Origin of the sequence: Bordetella petrii (assembly GCF_017356245.1) — a bacterium.
Taxonomy (GTDB): domain Bacteria; phylum Pseudomonadota; class Gammaproteobacteria; order Burkholderiales; family Burkholderiaceae_B; genus Bordetella_A; species Bordetella_A petrii_D.
On the sequence record NZ_JAFMZZ010000004.1, the window covers coordinates 638,847 to 661,534 of the forward strand.

Here is a 22,688-nt window from a genome sequence, read left to right on the forward strand (position 1 = left end):
ATGTCATCGTCAGCGGACCATGCCCATACAGCGGGACCATGGCCAACGGATCAGAACCGTACTCAATGCAGGCTTTCCGGAAGCTTTCAGAATCAGGCAATTTCATGCCGCAATGCAGCATTCGGGAAGGAATCTAGGGTAAACACCAATGCCGCGCGCAGCCCGGGAAGCGGCGCGCGGTTTTCCAGCACCATTTTGCCGCCATGGATTTCCACGATGGTGCCCACGATGGCCAGGCCCAGGCCGGCGCCAGGCTTGTTCTTGCCGGCGGCGCCCCGGCGGAACCGCACGCTGGCGCGGGCGATGTCTTCCGCCGACATGCCCGGGCCGCTGTCTTCCACGGTAAGCCGGGCGTAGCGCTCGTCGGCATAGACCCGCACCGTGACCTGGCTGGCCGGCGCGGTATAGCGGATGGCATTGTCCACCAGGTTGCTGAGGGCTTCGCGCAGCAGCCAGTCGACCCCCTGGATGCGCACCGGCAGGCTCGAAGCCTCGAGTCCCAGGTCTATCTGGCGGGCCCGCGCGGCCGGCAGCAGAGTTCGGATCACGCCCTGGGCCACTTCCGCGAGGTCTACCGGCGCCGGCGCCAGGCCGCCTTCGGCCAGCGGTGCATCCTTGGCGCGCGCCAGCGCCAGCATCTGGTTGGTAGTGCGCACGGCCCGATCCAGGCCTTCCTGCATGGCCAGCAGCACCGTGCGGACTTCCTGGGGATCTGATTCGCGCAGGGCGTAGGCAGTCTGGGTGCGCAAAATCGACAGCGGCGTGCGCAACTGATGCGAGGCGTCGTCCAGAAACTGCCGCTGCAGCCTCGCCTGGGCCGCAAAACGGGCCATGTGCAGGTTTACGGCGTCGACCAGGGGTGCGACCTCACCCGGGATATCCGGCGCGTCTACGGGGCTGAGATCGTCTGCAGACCGGCCTTCGACCTCCTGGCGTAGCCGCTCGAGGGGGCGGACCGCCATGAAAACGCTCCAGACGACGACCAGCACCACGATGGCAATGACCACGATATCGCGTTCCAGCGCCCGCACCAGCGCGCGCTGCAGGAAGTCTTGCCGCGATTCGAGTGTTTCGGCCACTTGTACGATGACGCGGCCGCCCAGGTTGTTGTACAGCGGCGGATCCATCGGCCGCGCCAGGGCCGCCACACGCAGCGGCACGCCCTGGTATTCGGCATAGAAGAACTGTGGCTGCCCGGAAATCAGGGGCTTGTCGGGCAATGGCAGGTCGGGGTTGCCGATTTCCGCCAGCCCGTCTTCGGTGGCCACCCGGTAATACACGCTGCCGTTGGCCGTGAGTTCGAAAAATTCGAACATCAGGTAGGGCTGCTCCATGGCCAGGCCGCCGCTGGCTGTGGATATGTTGTGGTCGATGGAACGCAGCGCGCCGGACAATGACCGGTCATAGGCCAGATCGACCTGGTGACGCAGCTGGTAATTGGACAGCCACAGGGCAGCCAGCATGATGCAGACCAGGGCCGGAATCAGCCACCACAGCAGCAAGGATTTCAAGGTGCGGTGGTGCGCGGATTTTGCCCAGCGGCCGGGCCTAGGTTTCAAGAACGGCCTCCAGGCAGTACCCCATGCCGCGCAGCGTGACAATCTGCACACCGGTGTCGGCCAGTTTTTTGCGCAGCCGGTGCACCAGCACTTCGATGGCTTCCAGGTTGACGTCGGAATCGTCGGTCTGGATGCGATCGAGGATCTGCTGCTTGTTCATGGGTTCGCCGCTGCGCTGGATGAGCACGCGCAGCACGGCGTGTTCGCGCGGTGAAAGCTGCAGCGGCTGGCCACGCACGGTAAACCGCTGGGCGGAAGTATCCAGCAGCAGGTTGCCCAGCGCCAGGCGCGGGTGTTCCCGGCCGCGGCTGCGGCGGATCAGCGCGGTCAGCCGGGCTTCGAGCTCTTCCAGCACAAACGGTTTGGGCAGAAAGTCGTCGGCGCCTTCGTGCAGGGTGCCCACCCGTTCAGCCAGCGAGTCGCGGGCGGTCAGCACCAGTACCGGCGTGCGGTCGTCGCGGGCCCGGATCCTGGACAACAGAGTGTGTCCGTCCATGCCCGGCAGGCCCAGGTCGAGAATGACAGCGTCGAATTCCTCGACGGCCAGGCGCCGTTCAGCCAGCAGGCCGTCGTCTGCCCATTCCACCACGAATCCGGCATGGCGGGCCAGGCTGCGCGACAGCCATCTGGCCAGTTCGGCCTCGTCTTCTATGAGCAGGATACGCATGACCCGAATTTTGGCATTGGCGCGTGGTGGTGGGGCATTGATGTTTTTTCTCTTTTCTTTTTCTTTATATAAAGACTAATGATTAATAAGGCCTGTGGACAACTGCATCAACTCAGAATTACCTAATATTTTCATGTGCTTGCGGCTGTTTTTGGCTGTGCACGACTTCTGTGTGGAGTTCTGGACCAAGTTGAACAACTTTTCGGGAAAGGATGGAAACCGGGTTTGTTCAGCCTGGATCCACATGCTGTGCACAGTAGCGTTGCTTAGACGTTATCCACAGGCATGGGTGCAGCGGGTTTGACCCGATATTTAACAGGGTGAGTACTCACTTTCAAGAATGATTTGATCGCAAGAATCAGGATTCTTGCGTTCGAATTCTGCTTTACAGTGGGCTTGCGTCCACTCACCAGGTTGCCATGAAAGCTCCATATTCCGTTGCCAGCCACTATACGACCGACGAAGCTCGCTGGCTGGCTGTCTGCGCGCGCGACGCCGCGGCTGACGGCCATTTTGTCTATGCCGTGCGCACCACGGGCGTGTACTGCCGGCCCAGCAGTTCGTCGCGCCTGCCGCGGCGGGAAAACGTGCAGTTCTTTGACACGCCACAAGCCGCCGAGGCGGCGGGCTACCGGCCCAGCCGCCGGGTTGCCGCCGATCGCAGCGCCGTGGCGGCGCGCCGGGCGGCGCTGGTGGAACAAGCCTGCCGCCTGATCGAAAATGCCGAAACGCCGCCCAGTCTCGAATCGCTGGCGTCGCAGGCGGGGATCAGTGCTTTCCATTTCCATCGCCTGTTCAAGGCCGAAACCGGGTTGACGCCCAAGGCCTACGCCAATGCGCACCGCGCCCGGCGGCTGCGCAATGAGCTGGGTGAATCCGGTACTGTCACGCAGGCTATCTATGAAGCCGGTTTCAATTCCAACAGCCGCTTCTACGAAGCGTCGGACAGCCTGCTGGGCATGCTGCCGCGCGACTACAAGGCGGGGGGACACAACACCGAGATCTACTTTGCCGTGGGCCAATGCGCGCTGGGCGCCATTCTGGTGGCCTGCAGCCAGCGCGGCATTTGCGCCATTTCATTGGGCGATGATCCGGATGCCCTGGTGCGCGAGCTGCAGGACCGCTTTTCCAACGCCCGGTTATGTGGCGGGGACCCCGCCTTCGAACAACTGGTCGCCCAGGTGGTGGGGTTTGTCGAGGCGCCGGCGCTGGGCCTGAACCTGCCCCTGGATGTGCGCGGCACGGCGTTCCAGCAGCGGGTGTGGCAGGCGCTGCGCGACATTCCGGTAGGCGCCACGGCCAGCTACGCCGAGATCGCCCAGCGCATCGGCGCACCCAAGGCGGTACGCGCGGTGGCCCAGGCGTGCGGCGCCAACCATTTGGCCGTGGCCATACCCTGCCACCGGATCGTCAGGCGCGACGGCGATATTTCCGGTTACCGCTGGGGTGTGGAGCGCAAGCTCGAGTTGCTGAGGCGCGAAGCGGCCAAGGCCGCCTAGGACGGACAGGCCCCATTCAACCGGCGAACCCGCCCTGGTCCAGAAACGCCTGTTCTTGCGCCGTGGTCTCGCGCCCCAGCAGCGGATTGCGGTGCGGAAAGCGGCCGAACAATTCGATGATGCGCAGGTGTTCTTCGGCATGGTGCAGCCACGGCGCGCCCAGCACCTGGTTCAATTCGACCGCCTGGCGCTGGTCCGCCAGGTTTTCCGAGTGCGATAGCGGCAGGTAGCAAAAGACCCGCATGCCCGCCTCGATGTCGGCGTCTTTGCCGGCCTGGATCAGGCGCCGCGCGTAATGACGCGCCAGCGGATCGGTAGCGTACATGTGGCCGGTGCTGCGAAAGGTATTGCGCGGGAACTGGTCCAGCAATATCAACAAAGCCAGCGCACCGTACGGAGTGTCTTCCCAGGCATCGAACTGGCGCCGCGCGGCAGCCATGTGCAGATCCAGGAAGCGGGCGCCGAACTCACGGTCGAAGGCCTCGTCTTTGCGGAACCAGCGCGCCGGGCCCGCGTCGCGCCAGAAATCCACTACGCCGTTCGATGCGTTCGTGCTCATTGTTTGCCCGTACAGAAGGAGAAATGCGGCTCAGCATACCCAACCCAGGCGAGAAGAACTAGTCACATTGATTCACGCCGACAGGTCTGTCGGCGAATGGTCAGGCATGGGCCTTGTGATTATCTTGCTTGACATGTCCAACAACGACATGAGCAAGCCCATCATGGCACATCAACCGTCCACGGGAGCCGCGACCCGTGTCCTGATCTCAAGCACCTTCGCTTTCACGATCTGCTTCGCGGTATGGATGATCTTCGCCGTTCTCGGCATTCCCATCAAGGCCGAACTCGGCCTGTCCGAAACGGAATTCGGCCTGTTGGCCGCCATGCCCGTGCTCAGCGGATCGCTGATCCGCGTACCCCTGGGAATCTGGACCGACCGTTATGGCGGCCGCATCGTGTTCTTCCTTCTGATGCTGGTGTCGGTGCCGGCGGTATGGCTGCTGGCCTATGCCACCGAATACTGGCAATTCCTGCTGTTAGGGCTGTTCGTGGGCTTGGCGGGTGGTTCGTTTTCGGTGGGCACGCCCTATGTGGCGCGCTGGTTCCCGCGCAACCGGCAGGGCCTGGCCATGGGAATCTTCGGCGCCGGCAATTCGGGTTCGGCCGTTACCAAGTTCGTCGCGCCCGCACTTATCGCCGCGGCCGGCGGCGCATGGGTCATCGTGCCCAAGGTCTATGCCGTGGCGCTGCTGGCAACCGCCATCCTGTTCTGGATGTTCTCGGCCACCAACCCCGCGCACAATGTGCGCAGCGGCGCCAGCCTGTCGACGCAACTGGCCATGCTGCGCGACCCGCGCGTGTGGCGCTACTGCCAGTACTACTCGGTGGTGTTCGGCGGATACGTTGCGCTGGCGCTGTGGATGACCAAATACTACGTCGGCGAATATGGCTTCGACATGAAGCTGGCCGCGCTGCTGGCCGCCTGCTTCTCGTTGCCGGGCGGCGTGCTGCGAGCCGTGGGCGGCTGGATCTCCGACAAGTACGGCGCCTATCGCACCACCTGGTGGGTGATGTGGGTGTGCTGGGTGGCGTTCTTCATTCTCAGCTATCCGCAAACGCACTTCATCATCGAAACCGACGTTGGCCCGCGTGAATTCTTCCTGGCCATCGGCCCCACGGTATTCACCATCCTGATGTTCGTGGTGGGCATCGCCATGGCTATCGGCAAGGCGTCCGTCTTCAAGTTCATCTCAGACGAGTTCGGCGAAAACATCGGCGCGGTATCCGGCATCGTCGGGCTGGCCGGCGGGCTGGGCGGGTTCGTGCTGCCTATCCTGTTCGGCGCGCTGCTCGACATCACCGGCGTGCGGTCCAGCGCGTTCATGCTGATGTACGGCACGGTGTGCGTGTCGCTGATCTGGATGCACTACAGCTTCCGTCCCGAATCCGCCGGCCGCGCATTGCAGGCCGCCTGACCCTTTCCCCGCCAACCCCCGCAGCCGGCCGCCCGCGCGGCCGGCGCCCCTCGACTGCGAGAACACCATGTCCAGCTATGTCCTGACCCGCTGGGAGCCAGAAAACCGGAACTTCTGGCACAGCACCGGCGCCCGCATCGCCAATCGAAACCTCTGGATTTCCATCCCTGCCCTCAGCCTGGCATTCTGCATCTGGATGCTCTGGAGTGTCGTGGTAGTCAACCTGGACAAGGCAGGTTTCGAACTGTCGAAGAACCAGATGTTCTGGCTGACGGCCCTGCCCGCACTGTCTGGCGCGACCCTGCGCATTTTCTATTCATTCCTGGTGCCGATATTCGGCGGCCGGCGCTGGACGGCCATTTCCACCGCCACCCTGCTGATTCCCGCGCTGGGCATGGGGTTCGCCCTGCAAGACTCCACCACGTCATACCCCACGCTGCTGGCTCTGGCCCTGCTGTGCGGGTTTGGCGGCGGCAATTTCAGCTCCAGCATGGCCAACATCAGCTTTTTCTTTCCCAAAGAGAAAAAAGGCTTCGCCACCGGCATGAACGCCGGCATCGGCAACCTGGGCGTGTCGGTCGTGCAGTTCGTGGTGCCGGTCATCATCACCATGGGCGTGCTCGGCACCCTGGGCGGCGACCCGCAGCGCTTCGTGGTCGATGGCGTCGAACACCAGATCTGGCTGCAGAATGCAGGCTTCATCTGGGTGCCGATCATCCTGGCATCGTCGCTGGCGGCCTGGTTCGGCATGAACGACATCGCCGATGCCAAGGCTTCCTTTGCAGACCAGGCCGTGATCTTCAAGCGCAAGCACAACTGGCTGATGTGCTGGCTGTATGTCGGCACGTTCGGTTCGTTCATCGGGTTCTCGGCTGGCTTCGCCATGCTGACCAAGGCCTTGTTTCCCGACGTCAACCCCGTTACCTATGCGTTCCTGGGGCCGCTGGTGGGCTCGCTGACGCGGCCGATAGGCGGCTGGGTGTCCGACAAGATCGGCGGCGCGCGCGTCACCCTGCTGGTGTTCGCCGGCATGATCGCCGCGGTACTGGGCCTGCTGGCCTTCGTGCCCACCGGCACCAGCGCGGGCAACTTTCAGGGCTTCCTGACAATGTTCATCGTGCTGTTCGCGCTGACCGGCGTCGGTAACGGCTCGACCTTCCGCATGATCCCCGTGATCTTCCTGCACGAACGCACGCACGCCGCGCGGGGGCGCGGCGCCGCCGCCGAAAAGCAGGCCCTGATCGACGCCGGCAAAGAATCCGCCGCGGTGCTGGGTTTCTCGGGCGCCATCGGGGCCTACGGCGGATTCTTCATTCCCCGCAGCTTCGGTTCCTCGATCGAACTCACCGGTGGCGTCGGCGCGGCGCTGTACTGCTTCATCGCCTTCTACGTTACCTGCCTGGCCATTACCTGGTGGTATTACGCGCGCCGCAATGCGCCGGTGCCCTGCTGAGCCGCGCCGGTGATTAGTCAACTCGGCCACAAGAACTAGTGCGCATGGCGTGTCTATCCTCTACCAGCGATGAATGGCCGGACACGCCCTGCCTCAATAAAGTAGTAGCCAGATCGCGCCGGCGTTGCCGGCGCACACGGAGAAAAGAATGAGTCATTTCCTGGACCGGCTGAAATTCATGTCGCGGGTGAAATCCACCTTTTCCAGTGGCCACGGTGAAGTCGTCAACGAAGACCGTACCTGGGAAAACGCCTACCGCAGCCGCTGGCAGCACGACAAAATCGTGCGTTCCACGCACGGGGTGAACTGCACCGGCTCATGTTCCTGGAAGGTTTACGTCAAGAACGGCCTGATCACCTGGGAAACCCAGCAGACCGACTACCCGCGCACCCGCCCCGACCTGCCCAACCACGAGCCCCGCGGCTGTCCGCGCGGCGCCTCGTACAGCTGGTACGTGTACTCGGCCCAACGCGTCAAGTATCCGATGATCCGCGGCCGCCTGATGCAAATGTGGCGCGAGGCCCGCAAAACCCTCGACCCCATCGCCGCCTGGGAATCCATCAGCCAGGATCCGGCCAAGGCCAGGCGCTACAAGTCGGTGCGTGGCCTGGGCGGCTTCGTGCGGGCCGACTGGGACACCGCCACCGAGATCATCGCGGCGGCCAACGCCTACACCATCAAGCAGTTCGGCCCCGATCGCCTGGTCGGCTTTTCGCCCATTCCGGCTATGTCCATGGTCAGCTACGCCGCGGGGGCGCGCTATCTGAGCCTGCTGGGCGGCGCCTGCCTGAGCTTCTACGACTGGTACTGCGACTTGCCGCCGGCCAGCCCCCAGGTCTGGGGTGAACAGACCGACGTGCCCGAATCGGCCGATTGGTACAACTCTACCTACCTGATGGTGTGGGGTTCCAACGTGCCCCAAACGCGTACGCCCGACGCACACTTCTACACCGAGGTGCGCTACAAGGGCACCAAGACGGTAGCCGTATCCAGCGATTTCGGCGAAATGGTCAAGTTCGGCGATATCTGGCTGGCGCCCAAACAGGGCACCGACGCGGCGCTGGCGCTGGCCATGGGCCACGTCATCCTGAAAGAATTCCACCACAGCGGCGCGTCCGACTACTTCCGCGACTACGCCAAGCGTTACACCGACATGCCCATGCTGGTGCAGCTGAAAGAACGCGACGGCTGCCTGGTGCCGGACCACTTCCTGCGCGCTTCGCAACTGGCCAATTCCCTGGGCCAGCCCAACAACCCCGACTGGAAGACGCTGGTCATCGACAACAACACCGGCGATCTGGTGGCGCCCAACGGCAGTATCGGCTTCCGCTGGGGCGAGGCGGCCATCGACGGCGGTGCCAAGGTCGGGCGCTGGAACCTGGAGTCGCGCGACGGCGGCAGCGGCCGCGAAATCGACCCGGTGCTGTCTCTGCTCGACGCCCACGACGCCGTGGCGGGCGTGGGATTCCCGTATTTTGGCGGCGAGCACGGCAGCGTGCTGGTGCGCAACGTGCCTGTGCGCCACATCGTGCTGGCCGACGGCAGCCAGGCCTGCGTGGCCACCGTGTACGACCTGCAAATGGCCAGCTACGGGGTCGACCGCGGCCTGGGCGGCGACAACGTGGCCGCCTCGTACGACGATGATGTGCCCTACACGCCGGCCTGGCAGGAAAAACACACCACCGTGCCGCGCCACCTGGTCGTGCAGGTGGCGCGCGAGTTCGCGCAGAACGCGCACGACACCCAGGGCAAGTCCATGGTGATCGTCGGGGCCGCGCTGAACCACTGGTACCACATGGACATGACTTACCGCGGCATCATCAACCTGCTGATGATGTGCGGCTGCGTGGGCAAGAGCGGCGGCGGCTGGGCCCACTACGTGGGTCAGGAAAAGCTGCGTCCGCAGTTCGGCTGGGCGCCGCTGGCCTTCGCCGCCGACTGGTCGCGCCCGCCGCGCCACATGAATGGCACGTCGTTCTTCTACGCGCACACCAGCCAGTGGCGCCACGAGAAGCTGCCCGTCAGCGACATCCTGGGCCCCACCGCCGACGCGGCGCGCTACAGCCAGCTCAGCATGATCGACCTGAACGCCAAGTCCGAACGCATGGGGTGGCTGCCTTCGGCACCGCAGCTCGAAACCAACCCGCTCGATGTCGTGGCGCAGGCCGAGGCGGCCGGCGAAGACCCGGTGGCCTACGCCGCCCGTCGCCTGAAAAGCGGCCAGCTCAACTTCAGCTGCGACGACCCCGACAACCCCGCCAACTTCCCGCGCAACATGTTCGTGTGGCGTTCGAACATCCTGGGGTCCAGCGGCAAGGGGCACGAATACTTTCTGAAGTACCTGCTGGGCACCCAGAACGCGGTGTTCGGCGACGAGGCCGACGCCATCAAGCCCGCCGAAGTGCGCTTTCGCGCGGAAGCCGCCGAGGGCAAGCTCGATCTGCTGACCGTGCTCGATTTCCGCATGAGCACCACCTGCCTGTATGGCGACATCGTGCTGCCCACCGCCACCTGGTACGAAAAAGACGATCTCAACACGTCTGACATGCACCCCTTCATCCACCCGCTGTCCGAAGCCGTGCAGCCGCTGTGGGAAAGCAAGACCGACTGGGAAATCTACAAACTGCTGGCGCGCAAGTTCAGCGAGGTTGGCGGCCCGTACCTGGGCAAGCGCAAAGACCTCGTCCTGACGCCCCTGCTGCACGACACCCCGGGAGAACTCGGCCAGGCGTTCGAGCCCAAAGACTGGAAGCTGGGCGAATGCGACCTGGTGCCGGGCAAGACCGCGCCGTCCATGACGGTGGTCGAGCGCGACTACAACGACATCTACCGCAAGTTCACCTCGGTGGGCCCGCTGCTCGACAAGCTGGGCAATGGCGGAAAGGGCATCACCTGGAACACCGAGCACGAAGTGCGCGAGCTGGGCGACCTGAACCGCCGCGTCGACGACGCGGGCGTCAGCGAAGGCCGGCCGCGTCTGGATACCGCGATCGATGCCGCTGAAATGATCCTGACCTTCGCGCCGGAAACCAACGGCCACGTCTCGGTCAAGGCCTGGCAAGCCCTGGGCAAGATCACCGGCCGCGATCACACGCACCTGGCAGTGGGCCGCGAGCACGACAAGATCCGCTTCCGCGACATCCAGGTGCAGCCGCGCAAGATCATCTCGGCCCCGACCTGGTCGGGTCTGGAAAGCGAAGAAGTCAGCTACAACGCCGGCTACACCAACGTGCATGAACTGATCCCCTGGCGCACCCTGACCGGCCGCCAGCAGTTCTACCAAGACCACCGCTGGATGCTGGATTTCGGCGAAGGGTTCTGCGCCTACAGGCCGCCCATCAACACGCGCACGGTGGCGCCCATGCTGGGGCAGTATCCCAACGGCGAACACGAACTGGTGCTGAACTGGATCACGCCGCACCAGAAGTGGGGCATCCACAGCACTTATACCGACAACCTGCGCATGCTGACTCTCAGCCGCGGCGGGCCGCATGTCTGGGTGTCCGAAACCGAGGCCCGACAGGCCGGCCTGGTCGACAACGACTGGGTCGAGGTCTTCAACGTCAACGGCACCCTGACGGCGCGGGTGGTGGTCAGCCAGCGCGTGCCGGTGGGCATGTGCCTGATGTACCACGCCCAGGAAAAGATCATCAACGTGCCCGGCGCCGAAACCAGCGGCATGCGTGGCGGCATCCATAACTCGGTGACGCGCGCGGTGCTCAAACCCACCCACATGATCGGCGGCTACGCCCAGCAGGCTTATGGCTTCAACTACTACGGCACGGTTGGCAGCAACCGCGACGAATACGTGGTGGTGCGCAAGATGAAAAAGGTCGATTGGATGGAAGGCCCGCTGGGGCAGCAGCTCGAAGAAGGAAGCGCAAAATGAAGATCCGTGCCCAAGTCGGTATGGTGTTGAACCTGGACAAGTGCATCGGCTGCCATACCTGCTCTATTACCTGCAAGAATGTCTGGACCAGCCGCGACGGCGTCGAGTACGCCTGGTTCAACAACGTGGAAACCAAGCCGGGCATCGGCTACCCCAAAGAATGGGAAAACCAGTCGCGCTGGAACGGCGGCTGGACGCGCACGCCGGCCGGCAAGCTCGAACCGCGGCAGGGCGGCAAGCTGAAGATCCTGGCCAATCTGTTCGCCAATCCCAACCTGCCCGCCATCGACGACTACTACGAGCCGTTCACCTACGACTACGAGCATTTGCAGAATGCTCCGTTGAGCCAGACCCCGCCCACGGCCCGGCCCGTGTCCGTGCTGACCGGCCGGAAAATGGACAAGATCCACTGGGGCCCGAACTGGGAAGACGACCTGGGCGGCGAATTCAGCTCGCGCGGCCGCGATGCGCTGTTCGAAGGCGTGCAGAAAGAAATGTACTCGACCTTCGAGAACACTTTCATGATGTACCTGCCGCGTCTGTGCGAACACTGCCTGAATCCCGCCTGCGTGGCCAGCTGCCCGTCGGGGTCCATCTACAAGCGCGAAGACGACGGCATCGTGCTGGTCGACCAGGACAAATGCCGCGGCTGGCGCATGTGCATCTCGGGCTGCCCATACAAGAAGGTGTACTACAACTGGCAAAGCGGTAAGGCCGAGAAGTGCACCTTCTGTTATCCGCGCATCGAGGCGGGCCAGCCTACCGTGTGCTCTGAAACCTGCGTGGGCCGCATCCGTTACCTGGGCGTACTGCTGTACGACGCCGACCGCATCGAGGCGGCCGCCGCCAGCGCCAGCGAGCAAGACCTGTACCAGGCGCAGCTGGATGTGTTCCTGGACCCGCATTCGCCCGAGGTCATCGCCGAAGCGCGCCGCCAGGGCATACCCGATTCGTGGCTGCAGGCCGCGCGCCAGTCGCCGGTGTACAAGATGGCATGCGAATGGAAGGTGGCCTTTCCGCTGCACCCCGAATACCGCACGCTGCCCATGGTCTGGTACATACCGCCGCTGTCGCCGATCCAGTCGGCGGCCGAGGCCGGCCACATGCAGCACAAGACGGTGGGCAAGACAGGCGTGATTCCCGATGTGTCCACCCTGCGCATTCCCATGCGCTACCTGGCCAACCTGCTGACGGCGGGCGACGAAGCCCCGGTGCAGCAGGCGCTGGAGCGCCTGCTGGCCATGCGGGCCTACATGCGCGCCGAATCGGTGCATGGCGAGCAAGACGAGGCCATTCTGGCCGACGTCGGGCTGGACCGCGCCACGGTGCGCGACATGTACCGCATCATGGCCATCGCCAACTACGAAGACCGCTTCGTGGTGCCGTCCAGCCACAAGGAAATGGTCGAAGACAGCTTCAACGACAAGGGCAGTTGCGGATTCACGTTCGGCAACGGCTGCTCGGGCGGCGTGTCCGATGGCGCGCTGTTCGGCAAGAAGCCGCGCGGCAGCGAGATCTTCATCGAGATGCCCAAGTCGCGCAAGAAAGCCGCCCTGGCCTGAGCACGGAGCCCAACCATGAGCCCATACCGCATACTTTCCGCGCTGCTGACCTATCCCGAGCAGGACCTTGTCGATGCCCTGCTCGAGATCGACGACGCGCTCGACGCCTATCCCGAGGCGCAAGACCAGCTCTCGCCCCTGACCGACTACCTGAAAACCCACGGCCTGATCGAGCTGCAGGAAAACTACGTCGCCACCTTCGACCGGAACCCGTCGCATTCGCTGCACTTGTTCGAGCACGTGCACGGCGAAAGCCGCGACCGCGGCCAGGCCATGGTAGACCTGCTGCAAGAGTACCGCCGCCACGGTTTCGAGCCGGACGCGGCCGAGCTGCCCGACCATGTGCCGCTGTTCCTGGAACTGCTGGGCCTGATCGACCCCGGACAGGCGCGCCAGTTGCTCGACGAGGCCATTCACGTGCTGGCCGCCATCGGCGCGCGCCTGGCGCGGGCCGGCAGCCCGTATTCGACCGTGTTTGCCGTGCTGCGCGGCATGACCGACGTGGTGCCGCGCGAACAGACCGAGCCGCCGGTGCGCGACATGGACGAAGCCATGGAAGCCTACGGCGTGGGCGTCGATGGCGTCGAGCCCCTGCTGCCGCTGGCCGCCGCGGGCACGCACGTGATGCATTTCCACCCCCGCTCGCGCGGCGCCCAACAATAAAGGCCGGGAGCCCTTTCATGAACACCCTGCATCAGTTCCTATTCGGCGTCTATCCGTACATTGCGCTCAGCATCTTCCTGCTGGGCAGCCTGGTGCGCTTCGAGCGCGAGCAATACACCTGGAAGAGCGACAGTTCGCAGCTGCTGTACCGCGGCCAGCTGCGCCTGGGCAACATCCTGTTCCACATCGGCATCCTGGGCCTGTTCTTCGGGCATCTGGTGGGCCTGCTGACGCCGGTGGTGGTATGGGACACCCTGGGCGTGTCGCACAGCGTGAAGCAGGCCGTGGCCATGGCGGCCGGCGGCATCATGGGGATGCTGTGCCTGGCCGGCCTGCTGATCCTGCTGCACCGGCGCCTTACCCATCCGCGCATTGCCCACGCCACGCGCCCGGGCGACAAGATCCTGCTGCTGTGGCTGCTGATCACCCTGCTGCTGGGCCTGTCCACTATCGTCGTGTCGGCCGGCCACATGGACGGCCACATGATGGTGCTGTTCATGACCTGGGCCCAGCACATCTTCACGTTCCGGGGCGACGCGGCCAGCTATATCGCCGATGCGCCGGTGTTGTTCAAGGCCCACCTGTTCATGGGCATGACGCTGTTCGTCATCTTCCCCTTCACCCGGCTGGTGCATGTCTGGAGCGGATTCGCCTCGGTGGGATACCTGGGCCGCGCCTGGCAGCTGGTCCGGCCGCGTTGAACCATGGCGCCGCCGGCCAGCCCGGCGGCAACGGAAACCAACATGCCAGTCATCGTCAATGGCGTCGAACTCAGCGATGCCGATCTGGAACAAGAACTGCCTCGCCATGGCGACGCGGCCAATCCGCAGCGCCGCGCCATGACCGCGCTGGTGCTGCGCCGCGTAATGCTCGACGAAGCCCGGCGCCTGGGCCTGTCCGCCGACAGCGACGAAGCCGCCATCGACGCCCTGCTCGACACGCAGGCCGGCACACCCGAGCCCGACGACGCCGCGTGCCGTCGTCACTATGACACGCACCCCGACCGCTTCACCGTGGGCGAACTGGTCGAGGCCGACCACATCCTGTTCCAGGTGACGCCCCAGGTCGATCTGCAGCGCCTGCGCGAACGCGCCGAGGCGGCGCTGCAGCAAGCGCGGGCCGAGCCGGAACGCTTCGCGGAGCTGGCGCGCGCCTTGTCGAACTGCCCGTCGGCCGCCGTGGGCGGCAGCCTGGGGCAGCTGGGCCGCGGCGATACCGTGCCCGAATTCGAGCGCGCGGTATTCGGCCAGGCTGCCGGTACGGTGCTGCCGCGCCTGGTGGAAACCCGCCATGGGCTGCACGTCGTGCGCGTCGTCCGCCACGTGCCGGGCCGCCTGCTGCCGTACGAGCAGGTGGCGCCGCGCATTGCGCAGGCGCTGGCGGCGGCCAGCCGCGATACGGCCTGGCGGCAGTACGCGCGCATGCTGGTCGGGCGCGCCCGCATCGAAGGCATTGAACTGGAAGGCGCCGACGGCCTCCTGGTGCAGTAAGGCGGCGGCGATGTCTGGCGCGACTTCCCTGGTAGACGGCCATGGCCGGCGCATCGACTATTTGCGCGTGTCGGTCACCGACCGCTGCGACTTGCGCTGTACCTACTGCCTGCCTGCCGATTTCAAAGACTTCGACGCGCCCGCGCACTGGCTGAGCCATGCCGAGATGGCGCGGCTGGCCGGCGTTTTCGTGGGCCTGGGCGTGCGCAAGCTGCGCCTGACCGGCGGCGAACCCCTGACCCGGGGCGGCTTGCCCGCCCTGGTGCGCGGGGTGGCCGCGCTGCCCGGCCTGCAAGACCTGTCGTTGTCCACCAACGGCACGCGGCTGGCGCGCCATGCGGCCGCGCTGCGCGCCGCCGGCGTGGCCCGCCTGAATGTCAGCCTGGACACGCTGGACGCGGGCGCCTACGCGCGCATCACGGGCCGCGACTGCCTGGACGATGTGCTGCGCGGGCTGGACGCCGCGCGGGCCGCGGGGTTTTCGCCCATCAAACTCAACGCCGTGGTGCAGGCGCACACGCCCGAACCCGATCTGGACCGGCTGCTGGCCTATGCCTGCCGGCAGGGATTCATCCTGCGCCTGATCGAGCCGATGCCCGTGGGCGATACCGGCCGGCGCGGCGCCGGCGCCGATCTTTCGGTGCTGGGCAGCCAGCTGGCCGTCCGCCACGGCCTGATGCCGGCGCTGGCGGGATCGGGCGCGGGCCCGGCACGCTACTGGAGCAACACCGACGGCTGTCTTGTCCTGGGCGTCATCACGCCCATGTCGCAGCATTTTTGCGCGGCCTGCAACCGGGTCCGGCTGGGAGCCGACGGCACGCTGTACCTGTGCCTGGGCCAGCGCGACAGTGTGCCGCTGGGGGCCCAGATGCGCCAGGGCGCCAGCGATGCCCAACTGGCCCTGGCCATCAGGGCCGCCATCGCCGCCAAGCCCGAACGCCACGACTTCCACGCCCGCCCCGAACACATCGTGCGCTTCATGTCGCAAACCGGCGGCTGACCATGCGCGACCTGCCCGCCACACGCACCCACGACCTGGAACGCTTCATCAGCGGGTTCCAGCGCTTCCAGCAGCACTATTTCGACGATGCGCCGGCCCTGTTCCGCGACCTGAGCCGCGGCCAGAATCCCGGCACGCTGCTGATCGGCTGCTGCGATTCGCGGGTCGACCCGGCCTTGCTGCTGGGGTGCGACCCCGGCGATATCTTCACCGTGCGCAATGTGGCCAACCTGGTGCCGCTGGCCGAAGACGATGGCGGGCAACAGGGCGTGCTGGCCGCCATCCAGTTCGCGGTAGAGCAGTTGCAGGTCGGCCGTATCATCGTGCTGGGCCACGGCCAGTGCGGGGGGATCCGCGCGCTGATGGAACAGCGCCTGGACGGCCATGCCCACGACGATTACATCGGGCGCTGGGTCAATATCGCCGAACCCGCGCGCGCGCAGATACTGCGGCAGATGCCGCATGCCAGCCCGGCCGAACAGCGGCGCGCCTGCGAGCAGGCGTCGATCCTGATTTCGCTGCGCAACCTGGAATCCTTCGCCTGCGTGCAGCGACAGCTGGCACGCGGCGCCATCAGCCTGCATGGCTGGTATTTCGACCTGGAGGCCGGCGCCCTGCTGGCCTATTCATCGCGGGCCGACGCCTTCCTGCCGCTGACCTGAGCGGGCATCCAGGGTAGCCTCGCATCCCGTCCGGCACCCATGAAAAAAGCTAAACTTCCTACGTCCACCCGTTGGCGTCGTGACATGACCTCTACAGAATTTTCCGTGGGCCCGGACGGCCTGCCCACGCTGCGCGACAGCCTGCCTACCCGCATTATTGCCAGTTCGCTGGTTGCCCTGGCGGTCGTGCTGAGCATGGTGGCCTGGACGCTATGGCTGTCCTGGGGACTGGAAGGCGCGGGCGCGGCCATCAACGACACTGGCAGCCTGCGCATGGTGGCTACACGTGTGGCGGTCGAACTGATGCGCCCGGGCGCCGATCGCGGCGCGCAGGTCGACGAATTCGTGCACGCGCAGGACGAAACCCTGGCCCTGCTCGAGCGCGGCAATCCGGCGCGGCCGCTGTTCCTGCCGGCCGATCCCGCCGTCGGAGCCCAGCTGGGCGTGGTAACAAAATTGTGGGGCCAGACCATGAAACCGGCCGTGGCGCGGGCCCGGCAGGAGGGCGACATGGCCCCCTATCTTGACGCCCTGCCCGACTTCGTGGCCGAGGCCGACAAGCTGGTGCGCATGATCGAGCTCGACAACGCCGACAAGACCGCCTTGCTGCGCCTGACCCAGGGCGTGTTGGCGGGCATAGGCAGTGTGGGCACGGTGGCCATGATCTACCTGCTGTACCTGTGGATCATCTCGCCCGTGCTGCGCCTGCGCGACGGCCTGCAGCGCATGACGGCCGGCGAATTCAGCACCCGCCTGCCGGTCGAGACCCGCGATGAGTTCGGCGTGCTGGCGCGCGGTTTCAACCTGATGGCCGACAAGCTCGAGAACCTGTATCACAGCCTGGAAAACCGGGTGCGCCGCAAAACGGCCGAACTCGAGGCGCAGAACCGCGAGATCGGCGCGCTGTACGACATGGCGGCGTTTCTGAACCAGCCCAACAGCATCGAGGCCATCTGCCGCGGGTTCCTGCAGCGCGTGATGAGCCAGTTTGGCGCCGCCGGCGGCACCATTCGCGCGCTGGATCCATCCGATGAAAAGCTGAACATGATGGTGTCCGAAGGCCTGTCGCCCGAGCTGGCCGAGGCCGAACGCTGCATGCGCGCCGACCACTGCTATTGCGGCGTGGCCACGCAAGAGGGCACGCAGATCGTGCGCGATTTACGCAAAATCGCGCCCATCGAGGCATTTCATTGCGCCAACGAGGGCTTTCGCAGCCTGGCGGTGTTCCGCATCGTGGCGCGCGACAAGGTGCTGGGCTCGTTTTCGCTGCATTTCAAGATGCGGCGCCAGGTGTCGCCCGCCGAGACCCAGATGCTGGAGACCCTGGGCCAGCACCTGGGCGTGGCGCTGGAAAACCGCCGGCTGGATGCCCACGCGCGGCAGCTGGCCGTGGTGCGCGAACGCAGCCTGATGGCCCAGGGCCTGCACGACAGCATTGCGCAGGGCCTGAACTTCCTTAAACTGCAGTTGCAGCTGCTGGACGATGCCGTGGCGCGCGGCGACCAGAACGACGTGCGCGAGATCGTGCCGCTGCTGCGTACCGGCGTGGAAGAAAGCTACCAGGATGTGCGCGAGCTGCTGGTGAATTTCCGCACCAAGCTCGACCAGGGCGAATTGCCCGACGCCATCGAAGAGGCCGTGCTGCGGTTCCGGCGCCAGACCGGCATCGAAGTCGACCTGGACATGCAGTACGGCACCGACCGGCCGCTGCCGCCCGAGCAGCAGTTGCAGGTGCTGTTCATTTTGCAGGAGGCCCTGTCGAACGTGCGCAAGCATGCCCAGGCCAGCCACGTGCGGGTGCGGTTGAGAAACAACCAGGATTTCGAAATGGAGATCACCGATGACGGCATCGGCTACGATCCCGACGAGGTGGGACAGCGGGAAGAAAGCCACATCGGGCTGCATATCATGCGCGAACGGGCCGCCCGTCTCAACGCTGTGATAAAACTGATGTCCCGGCCCGGCGCCGGCGCCACGGTACGGCTGGTGCTGCCCCGTGCCGCGCGCCGCGCCGCCTGAGTTTTCCGCTATCCCATGGCTATCCGTATCCTGCTTATCGACGACCACAGCCTGTTTCGCTCGGGCGTGCGGCTGCTGCTGCAGCGCCAGCCCGATTTCGAAATCGTGGCCGAGGCGGCGGATGGCCTGGAGGGCGTCAAGCGCGCCAAGGAATTCCAGCCCGACGTCATACTGCTGGACCTGAACATGCCCGGCCTGTCGGGCCTGGAAACCCTGCAATTGCTGGTGCAGGACGTGCCGCGCAGCACGGTGGTCATCCTGACGGTCTCGGAAGAAGCCGACGAGCTCAGCCAGGCCTTGCGCGATGGCGCGCGCGGCTACCTGGTCAAGAATATCGACGCCGAGGCGCTGACGGCCGCGATCCGCCGCGCCGCCACGGGCGAGCCCGTGATCGCCGACAACATGACCGCCAAGCTGGTCGACCGCTTCCGCGAGCAGGCCACGCAGGGCGCCACGGGCGGAGCCAGCGGCGAACGCACCCGCCTGACCACGCGCGAGCGCGAGATCGTCCAGTGCCTGGCGCACGGCGCCAGCAACAAGGTCATTGCCCGGCAGCTGGACATTGCCGAAAGCACGGTCAAGATCCATGTCCAGAACATTCTCAAGAAACTGAACCTGACCAGCCGGGTACAGGTGGCGGTGTATGCCGTCGAACACGGGTTGGTTGCGGACGATTGAATCCGGCAGCCGGCCGGACCACAGGGGAAATCCATGGCAGTAGAAGGCGACGCGGGCGAGCTGGCCAAGGTCGTGGTGTTGTTGGGCGCGGCGGTGGTAGCGGTACCACTGTTCCGCCGCCTGGGGCTGGGGTCGGTGCTGGGCTACCTGGCCGCCGGGCTGGTCATCGGGCCGTTCGGGCTGGGCCTGTTCCGCGATCCGCAAACCATCTTGCACACGGCCGAGCTGGGCGTGGTGATGTTCCTGTTCATCATCGGCCTGGAAATGCGCCCGTCGCACCTGTGGGCCCTGCGCGGCGAGATATTCGGGCTGGGCAGCCTGCAGGTGCTGGTGTGCGGCCTGTTGCTGACCGGCGTGGGGCTGGCGTTCGGGTTTCCGTTGGCCGTGTCGTTCATTTGCGCCATGGGCTTCGTGCTGACTTCCACGGCCATTGTCATGCAACTGCTGGGTGAACGCGGCGATATCGCGACCCCGCGCGGGCAGAAGATCGTATCCATCCTGCTGCTGGAAGACCTGCTGATCGTGCCGCTGCTTGCGCTGGTGGCGTTCATTGCGCCGCCGGGCGCCCAGCACGCCGAGGCGCCCACCGCCGCGTCGCGCTGGCTGGACGTGGGCATCGGCGTGGGCGCATTGGCGGCGCTGGTGGTGGCGGGCATCTGGCTGCTGAACCCGCTGTTCCGCCTGCTGGCGCGCGCCAAGGCGCGCGAGGTGATGACCGCCGCGGCGCTGCTGGTGGTGCTGGGCTCGGCCCTGCTGATGCAATGGGGCGGGCTGTCGATGGCCATGGGGGCGTTCCTGGCCGGCGTGCTGTTGTCGGAATCCACGTTCCGCCACCAGCTGGAAGCCGACATCGAACCCTTCCGCGGCCTGCTGCTGGGCCTGTTCTTCCTGGGCGTGGGCATGTCGCTGGATCTGACCGTGGTGGCGCGCAACGCCTCGCTGATCGTGGCCGGCGTGCTGGCCATGATGGCCGTCAAGGCATTGTGCATCTATGGCACTGCAAGGCTGGCCAAAAGCTCGCGGGCCGAGGCGCTGGACCGCGCCGTGCTGATGGCCCAGGGCGGCGAGTTTGCGTTCGTGCTGTTTTCGGCCGCGCTGGCCAATGGGGTCATCGACCCGGTGGTGAATGCCAACATGACCGCCATCGTGGTGCTGTCGATGGCGCTGACGCCGCTGGCCGTGCTGGCGCACAAGCGCTGGGCGCCGCGCCCCGGCGTATCCACCGAAGGGCTCGAGGCGCCCAGCGACCAGATCGGCCGCGCGCTGGTGATCGGCTTCGGCCGCGTGGGCCAGATCGCCAGCCAGCACATGCTGGCCATGGGCGCCGAGATCACCATCATCGATAACGACCCCGAGATGATCCGCAGCGCGGCCAATTTCGGTTTCAAGGTCTATTACGGCGACGGCACGCGCACCGACGTGCTGCATGCCGCCGGCGCCAAGCACGCCCAGGCCATCCTGGTGTGCGCCAACGGCTGGTCCACGGTGACGCAGATGGTGGAACGCATCAAGGCGGTGTGCCCGCATTCGCGCATTCTGGCGCGTGCGTTCGACCGCGAGCATGCGCTGGAGCTGCACAAGGCGGACGTCGATTTCCAGGTGCGCGAGACCTTCGAGTCGGCCATGGTGCTGGGCCGCCAGGCCACCATGGCGCTGGGCGCCACGCCCGAGGCGGCGGACGAGATCGCCGAGGAGATCCGCCGCCGCGATGCCGAGCGCTTTCAGCTGGAAGTGACGGGCGGCCTGTTCGCCGGCCGCGCGCTGCTGCTGAACAACCAGTCGGCCGAGCACGACCGCTAGAGGGCCCGCGCACGGGATTCAGCGCAGCGCCAGCAACACCACCAGCGCCAGCGCCAGCAGCAGGCTCAGGCCCTTCCAGAAAGCCAGCGGATTGCGCTCGAGCAGCGGCGGGCGGGCCCGCGCGTCTACCGGCGCGCACGGGTGGCGCAAGGCATGCGTGAATTCAGAGAGTTCCTGGTAGCGCCGCCGCGGATCGGGGTGGACCGCCAGGCTGAGCACGCCGTCGACCCAGGCCGGAATGGCGCGTTGTTCGTCCAGCGCCGATTCATACCGCAGCTGCCGCTGGGCCGCGCGGGTGCGGGCCTGGGCCGCCTGGGCGCCATAGGGCAGCCGTCCGGTCAGCATCTGGTAGGCGATGGCGCCCAGCGAATAGATGTCGGATACGGTGCTGCCCGGTTCGCCCAGGAAATATTCGGGCGCGGCATATTGCGCCGTGCCCAGCATCGGCGGTGCCTGGCCGGTGGCCGCCATTTCGGCAATGCCCGCCACCCGTGTCGAACCGAGGTCGATGATGCGGGCCGTGCCGGCGGCGTCGATCAGAATGTTCTCGGGCCGCAGGTCCTGGTGCACCATTTCCTGGCGGTGGAACGCCTGCAGGCCCTTGGCGACCTGTTCGACGATGTCCACGACCTGTTCCAGCGGCGGCGCGCGATGCGCGGCCATCCAGCGCGCCAGGGTGATGCCTTCGAGATGTTCGCTGACCGTATACAGGCTGCGGCGCGGGCGCGCCGCCGGCCAGGCCCGCACAACGTGGCGGCTGTCGAGGCGGCGCGCAATCCATTCTTCCATCAGCAGGCGTTCAAGGTAGGCCGGATCATGGCGCTGGTCCAGCGACGGAATCTTGATCGCCACCACGGCGCCGGTGGCGATGTCGGTGGCCCGGTAGACATGGCTGCGGCTGCTGGCATGCAGTTCCTGGTCGATGCGAAAGCCCTCGAATTCCATGCCGGCCTGCAGCAGCGGCGGGCACGGCAAGGCGCGGACCCGGCGGGCCGCCTCGCCGGCATCCGGGGCAGGCAGCTCGTCGATCCGCAGGATCTGCACGGTCAGGTTGTCGGGGCTGCCGCAGGCATAGGCCAGCTCGGCCAGCGATGCCGCGGCGCCGTCCAGGTCCGGGGCATGAGTGTGCACCGCCTGGACCACGGCGGCGGCATCCACGTGTTCGTGCACGCCATCGGTGGCCAGCACGAAGATATCGCCGGCTTCGATGCGCCGCGTGTGATAGTCGACCTGCAGGTGCGGCGCCAGGCCCAGCGCGCGGCCCAGGCAGCTTTTGTCGTGCGATACCCAGATGCGGTGGTCGTCGGTCAGTTGTTCCAGGATGGCCCCGCGCAACCGATAGATGCGCGCGTCGCCGACGTGCAGGATGTGCGCGGTGGTGGACTTCAGCACCAGCACGCTCATGGCGCACACGTAGCCGCGGTCGCGGTCGTGGCGGTGCGGCCCCTGGCGGGTTTGCGCGTGCAGCCAGGCATTGGCGGCCGACAGCACCCGCTGCGCCGACTTGTTCACCGACCAGGATTCCGGGGTGCAGTAGTAGTCTTCCAGAAAGCCGGCCACCGCGGTTTCGCTGGCGATGCGGCTGACCTCGCTGCTGCTGATCCCGTCGGCCAGCGCCGCCGCGATGCCCTTGGCGGCCAGCAGCGCGCCCTCGGGAATGCACAGGCCATGGAAGTCCTGGTTGGATGGCTTGCGGCCCCGGTCGGAATACTGGCCAGCCGCCACGCGCAGCTGGCCCGCGCCGGGGCGGGATGCGGAGCGGTCCATGCGC

17 protein-coding genes are annotated in these 22,688 nt (G+C 66.0%); 13 read left to right on the forward strand and 4 right to left on the reverse strand.

The genetic code is table 11. From position 1 onward, the window contains the following. Positions 1-92: 92 nt before the first annotated feature. On the reverse strand, positions 93-1,502 hold the full coding sequence (locus tag J2P76_RS21150) for a sensor histidine kinase (RefSeq protein WP_207410629.1): 1,410 nt from the start codon (positions 1,500-1,502) through the stop codon (positions 93-95). A 46-nt stretch (positions 1,503-1,548) separates the two neighbouring features. After that, a complete protein-coding gene (locus J2P76_RS21155; protein ID WP_207409803.1) occupies positions 1,549-2,226 on the reverse strand; it encodes a response regulator in 678 nt (225 codons plus the stop codon). A 419-nt stretch (positions 2,227-2,645) separates the two neighbouring features. Here J2P76_RS21155 and ada point away from each other — a divergent pair, with 419 nt between their 5' ends. After that, the gene (gene ada / locus J2P76_RS21160; protein ID WP_207409804.1) at positions 2,646-3,725 is read left to right on the forward strand and encodes a bifunctional DNA-binding transcriptional regulator/O6-methylguanine-DNA methyltransferase Ada; all 1,080 of its coding nucleotides are present in this window, start codon (positions 2,646-2,648) and stop codon (positions 3,723-3,725) included. A 16-nt stretch (positions 3,726-3,741) separates the two neighbouring features. Here ada and J2P76_RS21165 read toward each other — a convergent pair whose 3' ends face one another. Beyond that, positions 3,742-4,284 carry a DUF924 family protein gene (locus tag J2P76_RS21165; protein ID WP_207409805.1) on the reverse strand — a complete coding sequence of 181 codons (543 nt, stop codon included), beginning with the start codon at positions 4,282-4,284 and terminating at the stop codon, positions 3,742-3,744. Positions 4,285-4,432: 148 nt separating this feature from the next. Here J2P76_RS21165 and J2P76_RS21170 point away from each other — a divergent pair, with 148 nt between their 5' ends. The 12 genes from J2P76_RS21170 (at position 4,433) to J2P76_RS21225 (ending at position 20,917) form a co-directional block, all read left to right on the forward strand. Beyond that, positions 4,433-5,701: an MFS transporter gene (locus J2P76_RS21170; protein ID WP_207410631.1), complete on the forward strand. Its 1,269-nt coding sequence runs from the start codon at positions 4,433-4,435 to the stop codon at positions 5,699-5,701. Positions 5,702-5,768: 67 nt separating this feature from the next. Next, the gene (locus J2P76_RS21175) at positions 5,769-7,154 is read left to right on the forward strand and encodes a NarK family nitrate/nitrite MFS transporter (RefSeq protein WP_207409806.1); all 1,386 of its coding nucleotides are present in this window, start codon (positions 5,769-5,771) and stop codon (positions 7,152-7,154) included. A 148-nt stretch (positions 7,155-7,302) separates the two neighbouring features. Further along, on the forward strand, positions 7,303-11,043 hold the full coding sequence (locus J2P76_RS21180) for a nitrate reductase subunit alpha (protein WP_207409807.1): 3,741 nt from the start codon (positions 7,303-7,305) through the stop codon (positions 11,041-11,043). Then, a complete protein-coding gene (gene narH / locus J2P76_RS21185) occupies positions 11,040-12,605 on the forward strand; it encodes a nitrate reductase subunit beta (protein WP_207409808.1) in 1,566 nt (521 codons plus the stop codon). Before J2P76_RS21180 ends, narH begins: the two co-directional genes overlap by 4 nt. Positions 12,606-12,620: 15 nt before the next feature. Further along, a complete protein-coding gene (gene narJ / locus J2P76_RS21190) occupies positions 12,621-13,268 on the forward strand; it encodes a nitrate reductase molybdenum cofactor assembly chaperone (RefSeq protein WP_207409809.1) in 648 nt (215 codons plus the stop codon). A 17-nt stretch (positions 13,269-13,285) separates the two neighbouring features. Beyond that, complete coding sequence (narI, locus tag J2P76_RS21195; RefSeq protein WP_207409810.1) at positions 13,286-13,969, forward strand: respiratory nitrate reductase subunit gamma; 684 nt, start codon at positions 13,286-13,288, stop codon at positions 13,967-13,969. A 42-nt stretch (positions 13,970-14,011) separates the two neighbouring features. Next, the gene (locus tag J2P76_RS21200) at positions 14,012-14,758 is read left to right on the forward strand and encodes a peptidylprolyl isomerase (RefSeq protein ID WP_207409811.1); all 747 of its coding nucleotides are present in this window, start codon (positions 14,012-14,014) and stop codon (positions 14,756-14,758) included. Positions 14,759-14,768: 10 nt separating this feature from the next. Further along, positions 14,769-15,758, forward strand: coding sequence for a GTP 3',8-cyclase MoaA (moaA, locus tag J2P76_RS21205; RefSeq protein ID WP_207409812.1), 990 nt, complete (start codon positions 14,769-14,771; stop codon positions 15,756-15,758). 2 nt (positions 15,759-15,760) lie between these two features. Continuing rightward, positions 15,761-16,420 (forward strand): carbonic anhydrase, encoded by a 660-nt coding sequence (locus J2P76_RS21210; protein ID WP_207409813.1) that lies wholly within the window; start codon positions 15,761-15,763, stop codon positions 16,418-16,420. Between the two features lie 84 nt (positions 16,421-16,504). Further along, on the forward strand, positions 16,505-18,439 hold the full coding sequence (locus J2P76_RS21215) for a type IV pili methyl-accepting chemotaxis transducer N-terminal domain-containing protein (RefSeq protein ID WP_207409814.1): 1,935 nt from the start codon (positions 16,505-16,507) through the stop codon (positions 18,437-18,439). A gap of 15 nt (positions 18,440-18,454) precedes the next feature. Then, the gene (locus tag J2P76_RS21220; protein WP_207409815.1) at positions 18,455-19,117 is read left to right on the forward strand and encodes a response regulator; all 663 of its coding nucleotides are present in this window, start codon (positions 18,455-18,457) and stop codon (positions 19,115-19,117) included. A 33-nt stretch (positions 19,118-19,150) separates the two neighbouring features. Next, positions 19,151-20,917 (forward strand): monovalent cation:proton antiporter-2 (CPA2) family protein, encoded by a 1,767-nt coding sequence (locus J2P76_RS21225; protein ID WP_207409816.1) that lies wholly within the window; start codon positions 19,151-19,153, stop codon positions 20,915-20,917. Between the two features lie 18 nt (positions 20,918-20,935). Here J2P76_RS21225 and J2P76_RS21230 read toward each other — a convergent pair whose 3' ends face one another. Further along, the gene (locus tag J2P76_RS21230) at positions 20,936-22,684 is read right to left on the reverse strand and encodes a bifunctional protein-serine/threonine kinase/phosphatase (protein WP_207409817.1); all 1,749 of its coding nucleotides are present in this window, start codon (positions 22,682-22,684) and stop codon (positions 20,936-20,938) included. Positions 22,685-22,688 lie beyond the last annotated feature (4 nt).